Raw genomic sequence first — 21,332 nt, forward strand, 5'->3', positions numbered from 1 at the left:
CATCGGCCTGTCCGACTCGGCCCTGTCCAAGCAGCTCACCACGCTCGAGGACGCCGGCTACGTCGAGGTCCGCAAGGCCTTCGTCGGCAAGCGCCCGCGCACCTCGGCCCGGCTGACCGCGGCCGGCCGCACCGCCTTCGACCGGCACGTGCTGGCGCTCCAGCAGATCGTCGCGGGCGCCGGCGCTTCGGTGCTTCCGGCCACGCCGTCACCCAAGCGGTCCTAGTCCCGCTCCGCGTCCACGGCCGGGCCGATCGGCGACGCGGTCAGACCTCTGATTCGAGCAGCGCTGCGTAGCGGGCGAGGTAGAGCGGCCAGCCCTGGTCGCCGCCGACTCCGTCGCCGACGGACTGCCAGCCGGGGCCGTGCCGGTCGAGGTTGCGGTGTTCGAGTTCGACGCGGGTCTTGTTCGGGCCCTCGGCGGCGAAGCGGACCTCGACCTCGCTGGTGAGCTCCGGATCGGTTTCGATCTGCCAGGTCGGGCCGATGTCCCAGCTGAACACGACGCGGTGGGGCGGTTCGTAGGCCAGGATGCGGGCCCAGCGGCACACGCTGCCGTCGGCCGCGCGGTCGTAGATGTGTCCGCCGACGCGCGGCTCGAAGACCGTCTCGGCGATCGGCGCTTCGAGCAGGTTGTGCTCCGGCGGCTTGAACTCGCCGAAGCGCGCGGTGAATGCCGTGAACGCCTGGTCGATGGGCGCGGCGACGACGACCTGCCTGCGGACGACCGCGGCTTCGCTTCCGATCATGAGTCCTCCTCTGGTGCCTGCTCGGCGACCTCCGCATAGTTGGTCAGCGCGCGCTGCCAGAAGGTGTCGAGTTGGTCCCGCAGCGCGGCCACGGCCGCCGGGTTGAGCCGGTAGATCCGCCGGGTGCCGACCGCCTGCTCGCTGACCAGGCCGGCGTCCTTGAGGATCTTCAGGTGCTGGGAGACCGCCGACCTGCTGACCGGCAGCTGCTCGGCGAGCTGCCCCACGGCCTGCGGCCGCTGCGCGAGGCGGTCGACGATCGCGCGCCGCGTCCCGTCCGCCAGCGCGCTCCAGCCGTCTCCCGCTTGGTTAGTATCCACTAACGGTTAGTCTCGGCTAACGGAAGGGCGGTGTCAAGCCCGTGGCTGCCGCGGTCACGACGGCGCGCGCGACATCACCGCGCGGCTCGGCTACCTCGCCACAGCCGGCGCGTTCCTGCTGATCGCGGCGGTGCTGTTGCTGCTCGCAGGCGCGCACTACCTGACCGCCGCGAACGCGACCGTGCTGTTCTGGCCCGCGTTCGCGCTGACCCGTCCGCTCGGCGCGGCCGGCGGCGACGCGCTCACCAAACCGGTCGGCGCGGGCGGGCTCTGTTGGGGCACCGCCTGGGGAGCAGCGGCGCTCGCGCTCGTGCTGGTCGCCTCGGTCGCGTTCCAGACCCGCCGGTTGCGCCGCCGCGCTCCCGCGCTGCTGCCCGCTCCGGTGGACCGGCGCACGGCCGGCCCCAGCGGCCCAACGGCGCACTTGCGGCCGCGGCGACCGCCGAGGCATGACTCAAGAACCGGACAAACCGGCGTGGCGTGGATCGCGGTCGCAGTGCTCTGAGTTCGGCTGAGGACGCCGGTTCCTGCCCAGCCGCAGCACTTTTACAGTAATGTAGATGCGGCATCGTCGGAGGGGAGCCTGATCGCGCGCAGCACTGGAACAGGGTGCTGATATTCGAGGCGCGCGCGCCGCCGCGGTCCGCGCTGCCGACTTGCAAACCTTCAGGAACTGGTCGACGTCATCACGCGTCGCTGAAATTGCCGACCATCGCAGCCGACCGGCTCACGAGGAGAGACCGTGCGAGACGAGAGAACGACATCCAGCGCGTGGCTGACCACTCCGGGCGCGCTGCGGGTGCCCGAGATCACCGCCGCCTTCTGGATCATCAAGGGCCTGTCGACGGCGATGGGCGAGTCGACCTCCGACTACCTCGTCAACGCGATGGCGCCTGAGCTGGCGGTCGTGCTCGGCTTCGCCGGCTTCGTCCTAGCCCTGATCCTGCAGTTCCGCACGGCCAGGTACCGCGCGTGGACGTACTGGTTCGCGGTGGTCATGGTAGGCGTGTTCGGCACCATGGCCGCGGACGTGCTGCACGTCGCGCTCGGCGTGCCCTACCCGGTCTCCTCGACGCTGTACGCGGTCATGCTCGCCGCGGTGTTCGCCAGCTGGCGCAGGACGGAGCGGACCCTTTCGATCCACAGCGTGGACACTCCGCGGCGCGAGGCGTTCTACTGGGCCGCGGTCGTGGCGACCTTCGCCATGGGCACCGCGCTCGGCGACTTCACGGCGTACAACCTGCACCTGGGTTACTTCCCGTCCGCCGCGCTCTTCGCCGGGCTGATCCTGATCCCCGCGCTCGGCTATCGCTTCCTGCGCTGGAACGCGATCTTCTCGTTCTGGGCCGCCTACGTGGTCACCCGCCCGCTCGGCGCCTCGCTGGCCGACGGCCTTGGCAAGTCCAAGAGCACGAGCGGCATGGGCTTCGGCGACGGCCCGGTGGTGCTGGTTCTCGGCGCGCTGATCCTCGGCATGGTCGCCTACCTCGCGGTCACCGGCGCGGACGTGCAGCAGCCGGAGACGGTTCTGGAGCCCGAGGGCGCTGGCGTGCGGTAAGGAACCGCGCACACCGATAAGGGTCAGTCACCGTGCCAGGATCGCCATAGGCTGGCGTAGATTCCGCCTAGCGCCACCAGTTCCTCGTGCGTTCCGAGCTCGGTGACCGACCCGGCGTCCATCACCGCGACCCGGTCGGCGTCGTGCGCGGTCTGCAAACGGTGCGCGATCGCGATGACGGTGCGGCCTTCCAACACCGCCGCGAGCGCCTGTTCGGCCTTGCGCGCGGTGGCCGGGTCGAGCAAGGCGGTCGCCTCGTCGAGGATCACCGTGTGCGGGTCGGCCAGCACGACGCGCGCGAGCGCGACCTGCTGGGCCTGGGCGCCGTCGAGACGGTGGCCGTTGCCCGCGACGGTCGTGTCCAGGCCCTCCGGCAACGCATCGATCCATCCCGCGTCGACGGCGGCCAGTGCGGCCAGCACTTCGTCATCCGTGGCTGTCGGCTTGGCTAGCGTCAGGTTTCCGCGCAGGGTGTCGTTGAAGACGTGGTGTTCCTGGGTCACCAGCACCACCTGACGGCGCAGGCGCTCGGGCGGCAGGTCCGCGATCGGCACGCCGCCGACGGTGACCGAGCCTTGACTGGGACGGTCGATACCGGCCAGCAGGCGGCCGAGCGTCGACTTGCCCGCGCCGGACGCGCCGACGATCGCCAACCGCTCTCCCGGCTGGACCACCAGATTCACTCCGCGCAGCACGTCGCCGTGCTCGGCGGTGTAGGCGAAGCGAACGTCGGCGGCCTCGACGCGGTCGCCCCGCGGGACCTCGCGGGTGGGTGCCGGCGCCTGCGGCGCGGCGGCCAGACCCTCGACCCGAGCGTACGAAACGGCCGCGTTCTGCAGTGTCTGCACCCACAGCAGGATGGTGTCCAACGGCCCGATCAGCTGCCGCATATAGACGGCGGACGCGACCACCGAACCGAGCGGAATCCCGCCCTGCCGGTACAGGGCGCCGCCGATCAGCAGGATCCCGGCCAGCGGCAGCACATAGGAGGCATCGACCGTCGGGAACAGGACCAGGCGCAGCCGCAGCGAGCGCATCTGGGCCTTGATGGAAGCGGCGAACGCGGTCTCGGCCGCCTCGATCCGGCGCCGCTGCAGCCCGAGCGCCTCTACGGTGCGCGCGCCGCTCGCCGTGCTTTCTAAGACATCGGTGATCGCCGCGCCTGCGACACTCTGCTCCAGGAACGCGGGCCGGGAGCGGCGCAGATACCAGCGCAGCACGAATACGTCACCGGCCAGGCACGCCAGGGCGCAGATCCCCAGCAACGGATTGAGGACCAGCACCGCCCCGGCGATGAGCAGCACCTGCACCGCCGAGACGAAGACGATCGGCGCGGCGTCGCGCAGGGTCGCCGCGACCATCCCGGCATCGCTCGTCCCGCGCGAGACCAGGTCGCCGGTCGTCGCGTGTTCGACCACGAAGGCCGGCAAGGCGAGTGCGCGCTCAACCATGCGTTCCCTGATACGGGCGGAAGTGCGTTCCCCGAACCGCGCGCCGACAAGCAGCGCCCAGCGGGACAGAATGATCTGCGCGAGTGCGAACACGACGATGACGAGCGCGTCCCGGTCCACCGCGGAAACCGACGGATGTGGGCCCGTGACCGCATCGACGATCCGGCCGAGGTAGGCCGGGCCGACCAGGGCGACGAGGGCGGCGAGCGCGTTCAGGACGAGCATTCCGGCGAAGGCGCGGCGATCAGCCCGCACGTCTCGGCGCAGCGCAGCTCTGACTTGCGCGATGTCGGCGACAGGCATGCGGCGGTTCACTGCGCAGCCTCCTCGTCCCGCGTCGCGGTAGCGCGCGAAACCGTCGCGCGATAGGCGGGATCCGACAGCCAGAGCTCGTGATGCGGGCCGGTGGAGGCCACGTGCCCGCCGATCAGATGCACCACGAGATCGGCCTTGTCGAGCACGAGCGGGGAGGACGTGGTGACCACGGTCGTCAGCCCCCGCCTCGCTTCGCGCAGCCGCGCCGCAATGAGCGCCTCGGTGTGCGCGTCGACGGCCGAGGTCGGCTCGGTCATCAGCAGCACCTCGGGCTGTGCGTACAGCGCGCGGGCGAGACGCAGCCGTTGCCGCTGGCCTCCGGAGAGATTGCGGGCCTGCGGGTCGAGCGCCGAGTCGAGTCCGCCGGGCAACGCGTCGACGATGTCGCTCGCCACCGCCGCACTGACCGCGTCGCCGAGGGCTGGCTCCCGCGCTTCGTGCCGCCCGGCCACCGCATCGCGCACGGTCCCGGCGAACAGGGCGGCGTCGTTCTCGGCGAGCAGGATGCGTGAGCGGATCTGCGCGATCGCCACTTCGTCCAAGCGCACTCCGCCCCAGGTGGCATCGGACGCGGTGAAGCGGGCGAGGCGTTCGAGGACTTCGACGCATTCTGCGGGCTTGGCGCTGACCAGCGCGACGAACACGCCTGGCGGTACCTCGACCCCGGAGGCCGGATCGCACAGCACCCCGGGTCGCGAGTCAGGCTCCCGCGCGCCTGCGCCGTGGTCAGGTTCCAGCGCCAGGAATCGGATCACCCGGCGTGCGGCGACCGTCGCCGCGGTCAGCTGCTGTGCGCCCTCGATGAAGAAGGAGACCGGCACTACCAGCATCGCGACGTAGCCGTAGACGGCGATCAGCTGCCCGACCGTGATCGATCCCTCAGCGGTCATCCGCGCGGCAAGCCACGTGACCGCCGCGAGGAAGAGCGTGGGCAGACCGGAGCCCAGCGCTCCGGTCCAGCTTGATGCCGCGCCGACGCGGTAGCCCAGGTGGACCAGCGTTTCAGAATCCTCCCGGTAACGGCTGAGGAAGCTCTGCTTGCCGCCGAGGCCGCCGAGCACGCGCAGACCGGTGACGATGTCGATCAGCTGGTTGATGAGGACTCTGTTTTGCTCCCGATATGGAGCCATCGCGCCGTGCGTGCGGTGCAGCACCGGTCCGATCGTCACGGCGAGCACGGGCACGCCCGCCAACACGACGGCGGCGAGCAGCGGGGAGATGACGAACAGCAGCACCGCGACCACCACGTAAGCCACCGCCGACCCGACCCCGGGGCCGGTGACGGTCAGCGCCGTGGAGATGTTCTGGACATCGCGCAGCCCGATCGCGACCAGCTCACCGGAGGAGGACTTCGGACCGAGCGCGGCCCCCAGCCGCGTCGAGTGGCGCACGGTCGAGAGGCCGATCTGATAGGCGGAATATGTGCGGATCTTCGTCATGGTGGCGTGCCGCAATCCGCCCAACGCCGCGTTCGCCACGCAGACAGCCACCAACGCCAGGACCCACGCCACCAACGCCCCGGTGTCCCCCGATCGCAGACCCTTGTCGATCGCCCGCGAGAGCAGGTACGGCGGCGCGGCCAAACCGACCATCCACGCGCTTCCGATCAACGACGCGCGTACCACCCGCCACTTCTGCCCGGCGATCAGCCAGACCAGGAAACGCAGCGGACCGCGCAGATCCCGGGGGCGCGCGTCGGCGAATCGGTCAGCGATGCGCTCAGCGTCGTGGTCGACCATGCCGCGACCTTATCGACCAGCGGCGTGCGCACTGCGCCCGGCGTGCCCTACACGGTCGCGGGTCGCTCAGGGCGGTGGATTCCCGGCCCTGGGAGGCCGATAAACAGTTGGCTGGGATGTACCGCCCGGGTCTAATGGCGCCGTGGCTACTGCAGAGGGCGCGTCCGACCATGTCGTGTTGAACCGGCGGCATTGGGATGAGCGGGCATCGGGTTGGCACGGGCCGCTGGCTCGCGACCAGTGGCGCCAGACCGAACCGGCCTGGGGCCTGTGGAGCGTCCCGGAGTCGCAGGCGAGATTGCTCCCCGATGACATCGCCGGAATGGACGCGGTCGAGCTCGGCTGCGGTACCGCGTACGTGAGCGCGCGCCTGGCCCGCGCCGGTGCGCGACCTGTCGGGGTCGACATCTCGCGGGAGCAGTTGGCCACTGCGCGCAAGATGCAGCGGGAGTTCGGCATCGACTTCCCGCTCGTGCTCGCCGACGCGGAGCGCCTGCCGCTGCGCGATGCGAGCTTCGGCTTCGCGGTCAGCGAGTTCGGCGCCTCGCTGTGGTGTGATCCGCACCGGTGGATCCCGCAGGCCGCGCGGGTGCTCAGGCCGGGCGGGCGGCTGGCCTTCGTCAGGCGCTCGCCGCTGTTCGCGCTGTGCAGCCCGGTGGACGGGCCGGTCGGCCCGACCCTGTTGCGTGCACAGTTCGGGATGCGCGGGCACGGGGACGACACGAACGTGGAGTTCACCATCGCGCATGGCGAGATGCTGCGGCTGCTGCGTTCGTGCGGGTTCATCGTCGACGATCTGATCGAGGTCCAGGCCCCTGAGCCCGCGCGTCGCGACTATCCGGAGGTCCCCGCAGCCTGGGCGCACCAGTGGCCCAGCGATGAGATCTGGAAGGCCCGGCTGAGTCGCTGAGCGCAAGCGTGGGGTAGGCCGAGGGCCGGGGGCGCCTCGGTAATTCGGTTGTCCGCGCGCGGCGAGCGCTGGAGACTGCCGCACGTGGGAGCTGGCCGAGCCGCCGCAAAACGAGGCGGACCTGCGTCGCGCCCTGAGCAAAGCCGGCGTCACACTGCACGCGCCGGACAACCTGTTCTACTTCGCGCGCGCCGATCTGGACGCGCTGCTGGCCGATGAGCCGCGCCCCGATGTCCGGCAGCTCTCGGAAACCGACGCGGAGCTGTTCGCCCAGTTCCAGTCCGAGGCCCCGTAGCAGGAACTCGACGAGGCTTACGTCGAGCTTGACCACTGGGCGGTGTTCGGCGCCTTCGCGCAGGACCGCCTGGTTACCGCAGCGAGCATGTACCCGTGGGGCGACGCGCACATCGCGGACGTCGGCGTCCTTACGCTGCCCGAATACCGTCGACGCGGTCGGAGCGGTCGCCTTCGAGGTGAGCCCGGGAAAACCCGTTGCCGTCGGCGTCGAGGCTGCGTAAATTGCCCGGCCGTGAGCGAACGAGCACTGGTCCTCGGTGGTGGCGGAGCAGCCGGCAACGCGTGGGAGATCGGCGTCGTCGGCGGCCTGTTCGATGCGGGGCTGGACGTAACCGACGCTGATCTGATCATCGGGACGTCCGCCGGAGCAACCGCCGCGGCTCAAATAGGCAGCGGGACCTCACCGGCTGAACTGCTCGCCGCCGTTCTCGCCCCGCCCCAGCCACGGACCGCGCCGGTCACATCAGCCGGTGGACGTGCTCCTCATGCGCCGATGACAGGCCTCCTGGAGGAAACGAGCGCCATCATCGCCGCCGCGCAGGATCCGGCTGACATGCGACGCAGATTGGGTGCGGCTGCGCTCGAAATGCACGCCGAGTCGGATATCTCAGCGCTAACGCAACGCCGTGCCATTGTCGCCGCTCGGCTGCCCGGCCGGGAATGGCCGCAACGCGCGATGCTCATCGTGGCTGTCGATGCCCACACCGGTGAACCGGCCGTGTTCGACCGTGGCAGCGGAGTCGACCTGGTGGACGCCGTCACCGCCAGCTGTGCCGGTCCCGGCGCCCCTCCTCACGCCATCGGCGAGAGCCGGTACATCGACGGCGGCTACCGATCCAATGAGAACGCCGATCTGGCAGCCGGATGCGCACGGGTGCTGGTGCTCTCCCCGTTCAGCGGCAGAACACGGGCCCCGCTGGAGTGGGGCATGCATCTCGCGGCACACGTCGACGAACTACGCGCACGCGGCAGCAAAGTGGAAACCGTCTTCCCGGACAACGACGCCCGCGAAATATTCGCTTTCGGCGCCAATCAGATGGATCCCGCGACGCGCCCGCCTGCCGCCCGAGCCGGCTACAACCAGGGCAAAGCCCTTGCCGCGCAGCTCGCCGAATTCTGGCGCTGACACCCGCGACGGTACGCTCGCGCGCCGTTCTACGCCCCGGTTGTAAGGACGATGCGAAAGCGCGCCTCGTTGGCCATCATCCGCTGGAAAGCCTGCTCGGCCTCTTCCAGGGGCATCTCCTGGACCATGGCGCTTACGCCGGTGAGCGCGGCGAAGGCCATGGTGTCCTCGACGTCGATGGGTGCGCCGGCGGGGTGGCCGTAGACGGTGCGGGCCGGGGTGATCAGTTGCAGGGGGCTGATCTGCATCGGCTCGAAGGAGATGCCGACGACCGCGAGCCGGCCGTTGGGGGCGAGGCCGTCGACGGCGCGGGCCATGGCGGCCGAGTCGGCGGCGGTGGCCAGCACCAGCTTCGCGCCGCCGATCCGGCGCAGTTCGGCGGCGACGTCCTGGTGCGTCGAGTCGAGGTAGCGTCGCGCGCCGAGCCGCGTCGCGAACTCGGCCTTGCCGGGACCGCGGGCGATCGCCACCGTGTCGAAGCCTGATTTGGCCGCGAACTGCACGGCCAGGTGGCCGAGCCCGCCGAGGCCGACGACCGCGACCACGTCGCCGGGCCGGGCCCCGCCGGCGCGCAGCGCGCCGAAGACCGTGACGCCCGCGCAGGCCATCGGCGCCGCCTGGACCGCGCTCATGCCGTCCGGGATGCGGGCCAGGCCGGTCGCGGGCACCACCACGGCGTGCGCGTATCCGCCGGGATAGGACCAGCCCGGGATCTGCGCGTATTCGCAGTGCACGAAGTCGCCGCGGCGGCAGGATGTGCAATGGGTGCAGTACCCGCCGAACCATCCGACCGCGACCCGGTCCCCGACCTGCCACCCGCGCACGCCGGCACCGAGCGCGCTGATACGCCCGGCGATCTCGTGGCCTGGGGTGACCGGGAAGGTCAAATCCGGCATGAGCCCCGCGACGAACGCGTTGTCGCTGTGGCAGATCCCACAAGCCTCGACCGTGACGCACACCTCGCCAGGTCCCGGATCGGGCAGCTCGCGTTCGCCGAGCCGAAGGCTGCTTGACGGTGCGTCCACGAGCACGCTGCGAACTGGCGGCATCAGGGCTCTCCTATCCGGTCGGGATGGTGTGGGCATACCCGTGCGCGCCGCGTCGTACCGTACTCGTTGAAAGCCCTGACTGGTTTGTGCTTCCCGGAGGCGGAGTGAACCCGGCGATCAAGCGACTAGCCGTTTCGATCTGGGCATCCCCGGACTGAGCGCCTTCTCGTCGCAGGCTCAGACGTGGGTTGTGCGTGCGGGCGGGAGCGATCTCCGAGGTGACCGTCGCGGCCACTTCGAACTCACCGGCGCCGACAGCGACCTGGCGCAGGAGGAGATCGCACTCGGGGCCGTCGCCTCCGGTCTGCGTCAGCTGCGGCAGATTTGTGCGACACCGCAGGACTTGTACGCGATGGTCGAGGCCCAACGCCGTGGCATTCCTCGAACGGGGCATGCAGGCAGACACCGAGTTCAAGCGGCTTCGGCTCCAACCCTGGAATCTGGAATGTCGTGCCCCGCTTGGAATTGGCGGCCGTGTTCGGGTCCTTCCTCGGGGACGATGCCGGCGCCGATCGTCTCATCAGGCTCGCAGTCGAGCATCCCGCGCTCAAACGGATCGACTACACCGTCGAGCAGGCGCGCGAACGGATCCGGTTCGCTCAGACGCAGCGCCGCCGGCACGCCGCGTCGAACGCTGAGGGGCGTCCGTGAGCGAGAAGAGAGGGCAAGCTCAGGCGGCCGGCGTCATCTGCGCGACGCGGGCGCGGATCGCCTGCAATTCGCGCTCGTCGGACAGGCCCTGGAGGTCGTAGCGCGGCGTGTAGTGCGCTTCGAGCGCGGAGACGTCCGCGTCGGTCAGCTCGATCTCGAGCGAGGCGACCGCGTCGTCAATCTGCTGAGTCGTGTTGGCTCCGATCAAAGGCGCGACGACGACCGGCTTGGAGCGCAGCCACGCCAGGGCGATCTGCGCGCGCTTGACGCCGTGTTCGTCCGCGATGCGGCCCACGGCGTCGATCGTTGCGCGGTCGGCCGTCTCGGTCAGCGGGCTGTAGAGCAGGTCGGCGTACCAGCCGTCGGTCTCGGACCGGGATGTCGCCTTTGCCTGGTCCCACGCGCGCGCGAGCCGGCCGCGCGCCAGCGGGCTCCACACGATCGTGCCGACTCCCTCATCGAGGCACAGCGGGATCATTTCGCGCTCTTCTTCCCGCGCGAGCAGGTTGTAGTGGTTCTGCATCGAGACGAACCGCGCCCAGCCGTTGCGCCGCTGCAGGTGCAGCGCCTTGGCGAACTCCCACGCCTTCATCGACGAGGCGCCCAGGTAGCGCACCTTTCCTGCCTTTACCAGGTCGTTAAGGGCCTCGAGCGTCTCCTCGAGCGGCGTGGCCGGGTCGTTGCGGTGGATCTGGTAGAGGTCGATGTAGTCGGTGCCGAGGCGGCGCAGGCTGTGCTCGACCTCGGTCATGATCGCCTTGCGCGAGAGTCCCGCGCTGTTGGGGCCGCTGCGCATCGGGTGGCGCAGCTTGGTCGCGATCACGACGTCGTCGCGGTTGGCGAAGTCTTTCAGGGCCCGGCCCAAGATCTCCTCGCTCGAGCCGAACGAGTACAGGTTCGCGGTGTCGAAGAAGTTGATCCCGGCCGCCACGGCGTGCTTGATCAGCGCCCGGGACTCCTCCTCGCCGAGCGACCAGGCCGGGTGGCCGCGCTGCGGATCGCCGTAGGTCATCGCGCCGATCGCGATCGGAGAGACGTCGAGGCCGGTGTGGCCCAGCTTGATGTACTGCATGGGAGCTCCTAGAGTCGAAGGTAATCGGAGAGTTCTCCGCTTCCCTTCGGACCTTAGCGGAGAGTTCTCCGGTTAGCAATCCGGCTACGCTCCAGCTTGCTACCGACGGAAGAGGGGAACGCCATGGCCGAGACGGACCGGGTTCGGCCGCAGGGCGAGTCGACCCGCGCCGACGCGCTCAAGAACCGCGAGCACATCCTGCGGGTGGCGCGCGACGCATTCGCCGCGGACGGGGCCGTCTCGCTCAACACGATCGCGAAGCAGGCGGGGGTGGGGCCGGGCACGCTCTACCGGCATTTCCCCACCCGCGAGGCGCTGATCCTCGCGGTCTACCAGCAGGAAGTGTTCCGCGTGGCCGACGAGGTGCCGAAGCTGCTCGCCGAGCACCCGCCGCTGGAGGCCTTCCGCCGCTGGTTTCACACGCTCGCCGCGTACGTGCGGATCAAGCACGGCCTTGGCGACGCACTGCACACCGCGGCGGCACAGGCCGTGGTCAACCAGGTCTATGCGCCGATCGTGGGGGCGGTCGGTCAACTGCTGCGTGCTTGTGCCGAAGACGGCAGCCTGCGCCCTGACCTGGACCCGGACGATGTACTGATGCTGATGAGCTTCTTGTGGCGCGTCGGCACCGACGCGTCCGGGACAGCGCAAGCCGACCGGCTGATGGAGCTGGCGATCACCGGCCTGCGTCCCTGACGCATCGCCAACTTGCGGATCTATGACCCATGGTTCTAGAGCCGCAGGTCTGTAACCCGACGTCGTATTCACCGTTGAGGCATCGTGAACGGCGCGAACCTCGCGGCAGAGCGATCCGTTGTGGAGGTATACGTTCCGATCGGAAGGCTGAGATGACGTACAGCTTCACGTCCTACGACGGAACTCGGCTCGGCTATCGCGTGCTGGGCAGCGGACAACCACTGGTGTGTCTTCCGGGTGGTCCAGGCCGGGCGGGGGAGTACCTCGGTGACCTCGGCGGCTTGGATGCGCAGCGGCGTCTGGTCCTGCTCGATCCGCGGGGCGTCGGGCTGTCGGCCGATCCCGTGGATCCGGCGACGTTGCGCGCCGACCGGCTGGTGGAGGACGTCGAGGCGCTCCGGCGCCATCTCGGCGTGGAGCAGATGGGCCTGCTCGCGCACTCCGCCGGCGGCATCCTCGCCACGCTGTACGCGGCCACCTACCCGGAGCGCCTCTCCAGGCTGATCCTGGTCACCCCCGGCCTCGCGGCGCTCGGCGTTTATCCCCGCGAGGACCAGTTCGACCTCGTGCTCGCACGGTTGTCCGGCGAGCCTTGGTACCCGGATGCGCGGGCCGCACTGGACCGGATTCTGGGTGGGGAGCTGTCGAGGGAGACCTTCGATGCGTCCCGGCCGCTGTTCTACCGACGCTGGGACGCCGCGGCCCGCGCGCACGCGAGCGTCGGGGTCGCCGAGCGCTACCAGGCGGCCCGTGAGGGATACGGCGCGGGCATCCTCCTCGATCCGACGGCCACCCAGGCGGCGCTGAAGAATCTGACCGCACCGGTTCTGCTGCTCGCGGGAAGACTGGACTCGATGGTCACCCCCACGATGGTGCGCCAGGCGGCCGCGCTGCTTCCCCATGCGAGCGTCGCGGTGCAAGAGACAGCCGCGCATTTCCCCTGGGTCGACGACGCTGCCGGCTTCGCCGCCGCCGTCCGCCCATTCCTCGACTGATCACTTTGTCGATCTTGTGGTTCGCGTGCGGGCAGTGACCGCAGGACGGCCGAGCGGCCGCGCCGCGGCGCGTTTCGCCTTGAGCTTGCCGCGGGGCAAGGTCGTAGCGTGGCCGGCATGAGGCAAGATCCGCCGGACGAACTGCTGACGATCGGGCGCATGGCCCGGCGCAGCGGCCTGAGCGCGAAGGCACTGCGGCACTACGACCGCATCGGGCTGCTGCGCCCGGCGGCCGTGGACGCGGCCAGCGGATACCGGCGTTACCACCCTGACCAGGTCGCCGAGGCGGCGCTCGTCGGACTCTTGCGATCCCTGGAACTGCCGCTGGAGCGGGTGCGCGCCGGCGTCGCCGCGTGGAAGCAGGGCGACAACGCAGCCCTCGACCATCTGCTCACCGAGCACCGGCGCCACCTGGACGCCCGCGTCACGCGCCTGCGCGGCGCCCTGCACCGCATCGATCACCTGCTCAAGGAAGGAATCGAACCCGCCATGACCGAGCAGACAGCACCCTCCGCCCCGGCCACCGCGCAGAGCTCGCCGGGCACCGGAACCGTCACCGACGAGCGGATGCTGGCCGCCCAGCTGTTCAACGAGACCTGGCGGCTGCTCGAGATGGAGCAGCGCACCCGCGAGGACGACGACCGCATGATCCACACTGCCCACGCCTCCCGGTACCACTGGGGTCAGGCGCCCACCGCGACACCCGCCAACCTGGCTCGCGGCGAGTGGCAGGTCTCCCGCGTGTACGCCGTGCTCGGCCGCCCGGAGCCGGCGCTGCACCACGCGCGCCGGGTCCTGGATCTGTGCACCGAGAACAAGATCGGCGACTGGGACCTCGCCTTCGCCTACGAGGCTCTCGCCCGTGCGCACGCGGTCGCCGGCGACGCCGACCAGGCCCGCGCCGCCACCGACCAGGCCCTCGCGGCGGCCGAGGACATCGCCGAGGACGAAGACCGCGATCTGGTCTACGCGGACCTGGAGACCATTCCCGGCCAGCCCCGCTACTGGTGACACCCATCGCTGAGTGATAGTCGGAACTCGCCCGGCTGCGGGAGGCCACACTCGCTGGCTGCCTTCGCTACCGGGACGGGCCGAAGCTCGCCGAAGCGATCAGCGTGTCCTGCGCTTCGCGCGACGCCTGGGGCAGCGCCGCGGCCCGGACGGCCAGACCCGCGGTGCGGGTCAGCAGCATGGCGACCGCCATGAAGATCAGACCATTGGTGATGGCCGCGGCGGTGACCTGATGGCTCTGACACCACTGTGCCAGCTGGATCGGGAACCAGTGCGCTGACCCGTAGGAGAAGGCGGCGCGGGCACCGACGACGACGGTCCATAGCAGCGCATAGCCCCAAGTGGCGTGCGTGACCGCCTTTCCGGTCCGCGGACTGCGATACACGCGGGTCAGAGCGAGCGCGAGCAGCCCGCCGAGCAGACCGGCCGCTGCCCCGGCGAGCTCCACCGCGAGACCGGTTCCGTGGGTGACCAGCGGGCCGATGAACAGCGGGACGACCGACGCGGCGACGAGGGCCGGACGCAGCAGGCGCATCGCGCCGATCTTGCGGTGCGTGCCGAGGTCACTGTGCAGCGTGGCGACCAGGACGGCGCCGTTGATGATCTCGGCTTGGGTGAGTTCGGAGAACATGGCTTGCTCCTCGGGATGCGGTTCGGTGTTGACGCATCCCACGCTCGCCGGTGAGGACGATCGGCGGATCGGCCCGCGGTTTGGCCTTCGGCATGACCCGGCCGCGCCGGTAGGTACCACGCGGTACTACGTCCAGCACGCGAATCTCATACCGCGTCATACCGGGACTCCACCTTCGGGCCGACGTGCCCATACCGCCCGGAAACCTAGCGTCGCTGTAGTCGGCCAACCGGCCGTCCCGCCGCTGGGCGGAAGCGAAGACGAAGGGAGCGCGCCGTGTCCGCGCTGGAGATCCTCGCCGTGATCGGCATCATCGGGTTCGTCATCTTCCGGCAGATCCAGGGCGAGCCGTTGCGCGGCAAGCGCACGGTCGTGCTGCCGGCGATCCTCACCGCGATCGGCTTCAGTGACTTGCGCGGCAGCGGCGGCCATCTGCAACCGGCCGACGTGACCTGTCTCGTGATCGGCGCGATCGGGGCGTCGGTCATCGGTGTGGGCTTCGGGGTGGTGATGCGGCTCGAATCGCGCGACGGTTACCTGTGGGCGCAGCTGCCGGTGCGCGGACTGTGGCTGTGGGGCGCGCTGGTCGCCTGGCGCGTCGCGGCCGTGGCACTGGCAGGCGCCATGCACGCGCACGTGGCCGCCTCCTCGTCCACGCTGCTGTTCAGCCTCGGCGTCAACCGGTTGTCGCAGGCTGCTGTGATCGCGCTGCGGGCGCTCGCGATAGGCGTGCCGTTCGCGCCCGAGAAGGATGGCAGTTCGTTCATGGCCTCCACGTTCGACCGCGACCGCAATCGCAGCGTGCCGCAGTCCGCACCCGAGGACGCCCGTTACCAGCCGTGGCGGCGGTCTTGACCCGGGTGAATCGGCTGAGCGGGGATACTGAGCTCATGTTGAGAGCGGCCGCGTGGCTGGTCCGCACGATCGGACTGGCGATCGTGGGTGTGCTGACGTTCCACAGCCCGCCCTCCCGGCCCGGCGCGCTGCCAACCCAGACTGTCGCCTACGCACTGGTGTGCGTTGCCGCAGCGGTCTGGGCGCTCGTCGAGCTTTACCCCGCGGGGGCGGCCCGGCTCGGCGGCAGGGCCCTGATCGCGGCCGTCGGACTGATGGCCGCGGCCGCGACGCTGGGCGCGTCCGCCGGGGGAGCCGGCGACAGCGTGATCGCTTTCGCCGCCGTGGCCCTGCTCACCGCGGGCAGCGAACTCAGCCTCACCGCAGCGCTGGCGATCGGCGCACTCGCGCTGCTGACTCTGGAGATCGGCGGGATCCTGTTCAACGACGGCATCGGCTCGCTGCTCGGCTACCCGCTGCTGATCGTGGTCGGGCTGCTGTTCGGACGCAACCGCGCCGCCTACCGCATCCAGGCAGAACAGTCCGCGATGCTGCTGGCCCAGCACGAGCAGCTGCGCGCCGAGCAGCGGCGTGCGGACGTGCTGGACGAGCGTGCCCGCATCGCGCGTGAGATCCACGACGTGCTCGCACACTCGCTGGGTGCGTTGAGCATTCAGATCCAAGCCGCACGCGCCCTGCTCACCGACCAGCATGACGTCGATCACGCGCTTGAAACTCTGGCCACCGCGCAACGCATGGCCTCGGACGGCCTAGTGGAGACCCGCCGCGCGGTACACGCGCTGCGCACCGACACGCGGCCGCTGCATGAGGAGCTGGCCCGCGCCGCTGAAGCGCACGCCGCGCAATACCGGATCCCTACTCACTTCACCGCGGCGGGCACGCCGAGCACGCTGCCGCCCGACACGACCGTCGCCCTCCTGCGTACCGCGCAGGAGGCGCTGATCAACGCCGCCAAACACGCCCCCGGCGAGGCCATCGAAATGCACCTGGACTACGCGGATCAGCACGTACGACTGACCGTTGGGAACGACTTGGCCCACGGCGCGCCCGTGGCTGGCGATTCGCGCGCGCCGCAGACCATTGACGGCGGCTATGGTCTCACCGGCATGCGGGAACGGCTCCGGCTCCTGCGCGGCTCCCTGGAAGCGGGGCCGCAGGAGAAGCGGTGGGTCGTGACCGCAGACCTGCCGCTCGACACCGCCCAACCCCAGAAAGCAGCCCGATGACCGGCCCAGGACCGCGCGGCCCGCGCTCATGACCGCAACTCCCGGCGCACCGCTGCGCATCGTCATCGCCGACGACCAGGCCAGTGTCCGGGAGGGTCTTGTCCTCCTGCTCGGCGCGTTACCGGACATCGAGGTCGTCGCATCCGCCGCGGACGGGCAGCAGGCGCTCGACCGGGTCGCCGAGCACAAGCCGGACGCGATCCTGCTCGACCTGCACATGCCGGTGCTCGACGGCATCGAGACCACCCGCCGGCTCACCTGCGAGCACCCTGATGTCGCCATCGTTGTGTTAACGACCTATCTCGACGACACCTCGGTTCTCGACGCCCTACGTGCGGGAGCGCGCAGCTATCTGACCAAGGACGCCGACCGCACCGAGATCGCGCACGCACTGCGCGCCGCCGCCGGTGGCCTGGCCGTTTTCGACCCTCGCGCCCACGCTGCGCTGATGGCCGCCGCGTCGCCGCCCGCCACGTCGTCCGATGCGGGAGATCGGCCGGGCCCCGGCCAACCGCCGACCGAGGGCAGAGCGCTCCCCGACGGACTGACCCAGCGCGAGGCGGAAATCCTGGCGCTGATCGCGCAAGGCCTGACCAATCCCGAGATCGCCGCCCGGCTGTTCTTGAGCAACCACACGGTCAAGACGCACATCAACCGGATCTTCGCCAAGACCGGCGCGCGTGACCGCGCCGCCGCCATCGGCTACGCCCACCGGCACCGCATCAGTTAGCGCGCCCGCGTTGCCGCGCCGCTGCGTCACAACTCCGTGAGGGGGCACTCGCAGTTCGGACCCAGGTCACCACAGACCGGAGGTATGAACTGATGCCACCGCCGACGCCGCCCACATCCGAGTCGCCCATATCCGAACCGCCCACATCCGAGCCGCAGCCCGCGCCCGGCCGGGAGGAGGGCGGTGGCGATGCGGACGGGCCGCCCGTTCTGCTGATCACCGGGGTGTCCGGCAGCGGCAAGACGACCATCGGCTCCCTGCTGGCGGGGCGTCTTGGCTGGACATACGCGGAGGCGGACGCTTTCCACCCAGAGCACAACATCGCCAAGATGGCGGCCGGTCACCCGCTGGACGACGCCGACCGCGAGCCGTGGCTCGAGGCGATCGGAGCCTGGATCGACGAGACGACCCGCGCGGGCCGGCCCGCAGTCGTCACCTGCTCGGCGCTCAAGCGGGCCTACCGCGACAAGCTGCGCAAAGGGCGCCCGAACGTGCGTCTGATCTACCTCGACGCCGACCGGCGGATCGTCGGCGGCCGCCTGGCCACGCGTTCGGGCCACTTCTTCCCCGCGCAGCTGCTCGCTTCCCAGTTCCGCGACCTGCAACGCCCCGATCCCGAGGAGCACGCGGTCTTGGTCGACGTGACCGCGACGCCCGAGGACATCGTTGAACGCCTTATCGAAGGGCTGACCGCATGAATCCCCTGCTTTCTGCGGCCCCGGCCGCAACCAGCGCGTGGACGAGTTCCGATACCCGGCTGGTGCTGTGCGCCTTGGGCGGGATAGCGCTGGTCGTGCTGCTGACCGCGGTGGCCAAGGTGCACCCGTTCCTGGCCCTGATCGCCGGCACGCTGCTGGTGGCCTTCAGCGCCGGGGTGCCGGTCTCCAAGATCCTGCCGACGTTCGAGACCGGCGTCGGCGGCGTGCTCGGCGGGGTCGGCGTCATCGTGGCGCTCGGCGCGATGCTCGGGCGGCTGCTGGTGGACTCGAACGGAGCGCAGCGGCTCGTCAACGCCCTGGTCGGCCACACCGGGCCGCGCTGGATGCCGTGGTCGATGGCGCTCGCCGCGATGATCATCGGCATTCCGATGTTCTTCGAGGTCGGCCTGGTGCTGCTGGTCCCGATCGTGTACCTGGTGTGGCGGCGCACCGGCGGCTCGATCCTGCGCGTCGGCATCCCGGCGCTCGCGGGCCTGTCCATCCTGCACGGCCTGATCCCGCCGCACCCCGGGCCGCTGATCGCGATCTCCGCGCTGCACGCCGACCTCGGCACGACGCTGCTGCTCGGCGTCATCGTCGCGATCCCGACCGCGATCCTGGCCGGACCGGTGTTCGGCGGCTTCATCTCCCGCCGGATCGTCCCCGATCCGCCGGCCCGGCTCGCCGAGCAGTATGCGGCGGGCGCGCCGAAGCCGACGGCGCGGCCTGCCGGGCTGACCTCGACGGGTCCCGGCACCACAGGCCAGACGTCCGCGGCCGCGGGCGCGACCGCCACGACGCGCACGGCGGCGGCGACCGCCACAACGGATGAACCTGTCGAGGCGGCCGCGGTCGAGCGGCGCAATGCCAACACTGACACGGACATCACCGACGCCGTCTCTGTCGCCGGTCCGTCCGTCGCGACGACTCTCGCGGTCATCCTGCTGCCGGTCGTCATCATGCTCGCGCGCACGGTCGTGGACCTGACGGCCGCCGCGAAGAGCGAGGCGATCAAGGTCGCGGACTTCATCGGCGACCCGATCATCGCCATGGCCATCGCGGTGGCGGTCGCCCTGCTGGTCTTCCGGCTCGGCCGCGCTCGCTCGGGTGTCTCGCTGAGCGAGTCGCTCGCGCCGATCGCCGGGATCCTGCTGATCATCGGCGCGGGCGGCGGGTTCAAGCAGATGCTCGTGCAGACCGGGATCGCCGACTCGATCGGCAAGGCGGCACACGGCTCGCACCTCTCGCTGCTGCTGCTCGCCTGGCTGGTCGCCGTGGCGATCCGGCTGGCCACCGGTTCGGCGACGGTGGCCACCGTCACCGCGGCCGGCATCATCGCGCCGATCGCCGCCAGCTCCCCGCACGTGAGCGCGCCGCTGCTCGCCCTGGCCATCGGCTCCGGCTCGCTGTTCTTCTCGCACGTGAACGACGCCGGATTCTGGCTGGTCAAGGAGTTCTTCGGGATGGACGTCAAGCAGACCCTGGCGTCCTGGTCGGTGATGGAGACGATCCTGTCGAGCGTGTCCATCGTCGTGATCCTGGCGCTGGGCACCGCCGTGCATTGACGCCGCGTCGCGCCGAGCGGCGGATGGCCGCTGTGGCATACGGTCGCCTTGACCCAGTGCTGTAGGAGGCGCAGATGACGGTCAATCGGCTCGGCCTGGTGGTGCACGGCGGGCGGCCAGAGGCGGCCGACGCTGCTCGCCTTGTGCACGCGTGGTGCGCACAACACGAGGTGACGTGCACGGACATCGACGTGTGGCACGAGCGCGCCCGGCGCAACGCCCGCGAGGAGGTCGAGGCCGCGGGCGATCCGGACCTGATCGTGACCCTCGGCGGCGACGGCACCTTCCTGCGTGGCGCGCGGCTCGCGGCGGCCAACGACGCGCTGGTCCTCGGTATCGACGTAGGCCGGGTCGGCTTCCTCACTGAGGTGCCCGTCTCTGCGGTACGCAGCGCACTGGACGCGGTACGCGAGAACCGGCTGCGCATCGATAGCCGCATGCTGCTGACGGTGCGTGCCTCGCGCCGGCTTGAGGTGCCGCAGGACATGGAAGTGTGGGCGAAGTACGGCCGCGGACCGCTGCTGCCGCCACCAAAAGTCCGTTCTGACTGCGAGATCGACGTGGACGACGGCTGGGGCATCCCGCTGGACGTCACCGCGCTCAACGATGTGGTCCTGGAGAAGCTGGCCAGGGACCGCCAGGTCTCGGTCGGGGTCTACGTCTCCGGCCGCCTGCTCGCCTCCTACTCGGCCGACGCGCTGCTGGTCGCCACGCCCACGGGCTCGACGGCCTACAGCTTCGCCGCCGGCGGCCCCGTCGTCTCGCCCCGCGCGGAGGCACTCGTCTTCACACCGGTCGCCCCGCACATGGCGTTCAACCGCTCCGTGGTCACCGCGCCCGACGAACCGATCGGACTGCGCGTGCTCGAACGCTCCGGAAGCGCTGCCGTCAGCATCGACGGCCAGCTGCGCGGCGTGCTCAGCCCCGGCGACTGGATCGGGGTGTACGCCGCGCCGCGCCGGCTGCGCGCGGTACGGCTTTCACCGATGGACTTCTACGGCCGGCTGCGCGAGCGGATGAACCTGACCGACGCCCCGGCTGCGGTCGCCGACGGATCGCCCGCGCCGCTGTGGTCCGTGACCAAGCCGCCGCCCGGTGACCTCGCCCACCTCTCGGTGCTCACCGCCCCAGACACTGCAGCCCCGTTCTCGCCGCTGCTGTGATCCGGCGCGCGCCACACCGGACAGCACGGCGGCCGCCGACGCTCTCCGGTGCACATGACTCACGCCTTGGGCGCGACGAGTGGCGCACACTGGAGGCGGCGGCAGGGGGCTGTGATGGTCGAGGGATCAGGCGGCGCGATAGCGGGCGGCACTGGCGACAGCGCAGGGCACGGCAAGACGGGGCTGCTGACGCCGTGGGCGCTGTACGCGGTGGTATGGCTGCTTCCCGCGGTGCTCGGTGCGGTGCTCGGGACAGTGGGCTGGCTGATATCCGGCTTTCCCTGGTGGCCGCTGATCGGGGCGGTGGCGCTGTGGTTGGTGGCGTTCCTGATCCCGCGGTACTGGCGGGGATTGCGGGCGCAGCGCTGGTCGCTGCGCACCGAGCTGCTGCTGATGTTCTATCCGCGCAAGGGCGTGAAACGGATGCGCGTGGAGGAGGAGCGGCACTTTCGCCGCGCCGACTTCCCGCTCTACGGGCTGCCCGCCTCGTTCCCGGGCGAGCGGTATCTCTCCGCGTTCGGCACG

22 protein-coding genes and 1 pseudogene are annotated in these 21,332 nt (G+C 70.5%); 16 read left to right on the forward strand and 7 right to left on the reverse strand.

Translation table 11 applies throughout. The annotated features are described in order from the left end of the window. On the forward strand, positions 1-226 hold a 226-nt coding region (locus VFB40_RS23990; RefSeq protein WP_324854409.1), incomplete at its 5' end, for a transcriptional regulator. 40 nt (positions 227-266) lie between these two features. Here VFB40_RS23990 and VFB40_RS23995 read toward each other — a convergent pair. Next, positions 267-749, reverse strand: coding sequence for an SRPBCC family protein (locus VFB40_RS23995; protein WP_324854411.1), 483 nt, complete (start codon positions 747-749; stop codon positions 267-269). Then, the gene (locus tag VFB40_RS24000; protein ID WP_324854413.1) at positions 746-1,069 is read right to left on the reverse strand and encodes an ArsR/SmtB family transcription factor; all 324 of its coding nucleotides are present in this window, start codon (positions 1,067-1,069) and stop codon (positions 746-748) included. The genes VFB40_RS23995 and VFB40_RS24000 overlap by 4 nt, the downstream gene beginning before the upstream one ends. 130 nt (positions 1,070-1,199) lie before the next feature. Between VFB40_RS24000 and VFB40_RS24005 the strand changes: the two genes are divergently transcribed. Then, complete coding sequence (locus VFB40_RS24005; RefSeq protein WP_324854415.1) at positions 1,200-1,574, forward strand: COG4705 family protein; 375 nt, start codon at positions 1,200-1,202, stop codon at positions 1,572-1,574. Between the two features lie 237 nt (positions 1,575-1,811). Beyond that, positions 1,812-2,627 (forward strand): COG4705 family protein, encoded by an 816-nt coding sequence (locus VFB40_RS24010; protein ID WP_324854417.1) that lies wholly within the window; start codon positions 1,812-1,814, stop codon positions 2,625-2,627. Between the two features lie 23 nt (positions 2,628-2,650). Here VFB40_RS24010 and VFB40_RS24015 read toward each other — a convergent pair whose 3' ends face one another. Beyond that, positions 2,651-4,381, reverse strand: a complete 1,731-nt coding sequence (locus VFB40_RS24015; protein WP_349261618.1) for an ABC transporter ATP-binding protein — start codon at positions 4,379-4,381, stop codon at positions 2,651-2,653. Positions 4,382-4,389: 8 nt separating this feature from the next. After that, complete coding sequence (locus tag VFB40_RS24020; protein ID WP_324854421.1) at positions 4,390-6,132, reverse strand: ABC transporter transmembrane domain-containing protein; 1,743 nt, start codon at positions 6,130-6,132, stop codon at positions 4,390-4,392. A gap of 142 nt (positions 6,133-6,274) precedes the next feature. On the opposite strand from VFB40_RS24020, the gene VFB40_RS24025 reads away from it, so the two are divergent. Next, positions 6,275-7,042 carry a class I SAM-dependent methyltransferase gene (locus VFB40_RS24025; RefSeq protein ID WP_324854423.1) on the forward strand — a complete coding sequence of 256 codons (768 nt, stop codon included), beginning with the start codon at positions 6,275-6,277 and terminating at the stop codon, positions 7,040-7,042. Positions 7,043-7,571: 529 nt separating this feature from the next. After that, entirely contained in the window at positions 7,572-8,465 is an 894-nt protein-coding gene (locus tag VFB40_RS24030; protein ID WP_324854425.1) for a patatin-like phospholipase family protein, read from the forward strand. Between the two features lie 29 nt (positions 8,466-8,494). Here the strand turns inward: VFB40_RS24030 and VFB40_RS24035 are convergent, their stop codons facing one another. Next, positions 8,495-9,514, reverse strand: a complete 1,020-nt coding sequence (locus VFB40_RS24035) for an alcohol dehydrogenase catalytic domain-containing protein (protein WP_324854427.1) — start codon at positions 9,512-9,514, stop codon at positions 8,495-8,497. A gap of 450 nt (positions 9,515-9,964) precedes the next feature. Between VFB40_RS24035 and VFB40_RS24040 the strand changes: the two genes are divergently transcribed. Further along, positions 9,965-10,165, forward strand: a complete 201-nt coding sequence (locus tag VFB40_RS24040; RefSeq protein ID WP_324854429.1) for a hypothetical protein — start codon at positions 9,965-9,967, stop codon at positions 10,163-10,165. Positions 10,166-10,184: 19 nt separating this feature from the next. Here the strand turns inward: VFB40_RS24040 and VFB40_RS24045 are convergent, their stop codons facing one another. Continuing rightward, complete coding sequence (locus VFB40_RS24045; protein ID WP_324854431.1) at positions 10,185-11,237, reverse strand: aldo/keto reductase; 1,053 nt, start codon at positions 11,235-11,237, stop codon at positions 10,185-10,187. A 123-nt stretch (positions 11,238-11,360) separates the two neighbouring features. Between VFB40_RS24045 and VFB40_RS24050 the strand changes: the two genes are divergently transcribed. The 3 genes from VFB40_RS24050 to VFB40_RS24060 all read left to right on the forward strand — a co-directional run bounded on the left by VFB40_RS24050 (position 11,361) and on the right by VFB40_RS24060 (position 13,939). Then, positions 11,361-11,933: a TetR/AcrR family transcriptional regulator gene (locus VFB40_RS24050; RefSeq protein WP_324854433.1), complete on the forward strand. Its 573-nt coding sequence runs from the start codon at positions 11,361-11,363 to the stop codon at positions 11,931-11,933. Between the two features lie 152 nt (positions 11,934-12,085). Next, positions 12,086-12,928: an alpha/beta fold hydrolase gene (locus tag VFB40_RS24055; protein ID WP_324854435.1), complete on the forward strand. Its 843-nt coding sequence runs from the start codon at positions 12,086-12,088 to the stop codon at positions 12,926-12,928. A gap of 117 nt (positions 12,929-13,045) precedes the next feature. Continuing rightward, complete coding sequence (locus VFB40_RS24060) at positions 13,046-13,939, forward strand: MerR family transcriptional regulator (RefSeq protein ID WP_324854437.1); 894 nt, start codon at positions 13,046-13,048, stop codon at positions 13,937-13,939. 67 nt (positions 13,940-14,006) lie between these two features. Here VFB40_RS24060 and VFB40_RS24065 read toward each other — a convergent pair whose 3' ends face one another. After that, a complete protein-coding gene (locus tag VFB40_RS24065; RefSeq protein ID WP_324854439.1) occupies positions 14,007-14,570 on the reverse strand; it encodes a hypothetical protein in 564 nt (187 codons plus the stop codon). 276 nt (positions 14,571-14,846) lie between these two features. Between VFB40_RS24065 and VFB40_RS24070 the strand changes: the two genes are divergently transcribed. From VFB40_RS24070 to VFB40_RS24100, 7 genes and pseudogenes are all read left to right on the forward strand, one after another. Continuing rightward, positions 14,847-15,425 carry a hypothetical protein gene (locus VFB40_RS24070; RefSeq protein WP_324854441.1) on the forward strand — a complete coding sequence of 193 codons (579 nt, stop codon included), beginning with the start codon at positions 14,847-14,849 and terminating at the stop codon, positions 15,423-15,425. A 35-nt stretch (positions 15,426-15,460) separates the two neighbouring features. Then, the gene (locus VFB40_RS24075; RefSeq protein WP_324854443.1) at positions 15,461-16,651 is read left to right on the forward strand and encodes a sensor histidine kinase; all 1,191 of its coding nucleotides are present in this window, start codon (positions 15,461-15,463) and stop codon (positions 16,649-16,651) included. 28 nt (positions 16,652-16,679) lie between these two features. Then, entirely contained in the window at positions 16,680-17,381 is a 702-nt protein-coding gene (locus tag VFB40_RS24080) for a response regulator (RefSeq protein ID WP_324854445.1), read from the forward strand. Between the two features lie 92 nt (positions 17,382-17,473). Then, on the forward strand, positions 17,474-18,079 hold the full coding sequence (locus VFB40_RS24085) for a gluconokinase (RefSeq protein WP_324854447.1): 606 nt from the start codon (positions 17,474-17,476) through the stop codon (positions 18,077-18,079). Continuing rightward, complete coding sequence (locus VFB40_RS24090) at positions 18,076-19,644, forward strand: GntT/GntP/DsdX family permease (protein ID WP_324854449.1); 1,569 nt, start codon at positions 18,076-18,078, stop codon at positions 19,642-19,644. The genes VFB40_RS24085 and VFB40_RS24090 overlap by 4 nt, the downstream gene beginning before the upstream one ends. A 74-nt stretch (positions 19,645-19,718) precedes the next feature. Then, the gene (locus tag VFB40_RS24095; RefSeq protein ID WP_324854451.1) at positions 19,719-20,807 is read left to right on the forward strand and encodes an NAD(+)/NADH kinase; all 1,089 of its coding nucleotides are present in this window, start codon (positions 19,719-19,721) and stop codon (positions 20,805-20,807) included. 114 nt (positions 20,808-20,921) lie between these two features. Beyond that, a pseudogene (locus VFB40_RS24100) lies at positions 20,922-21,332 on the forward strand (hypothetical protein); the annotation flags it as partial.

It is taken from the genome of Actinocrinis sp. (genome assembly GCF_035650855.1).
In the GTDB taxonomy this organism is placed as follows: Bacteria; Actinomycetota; Actinomycetes; order Streptomycetales; family Catenulisporaceae; genus Actinocrinis.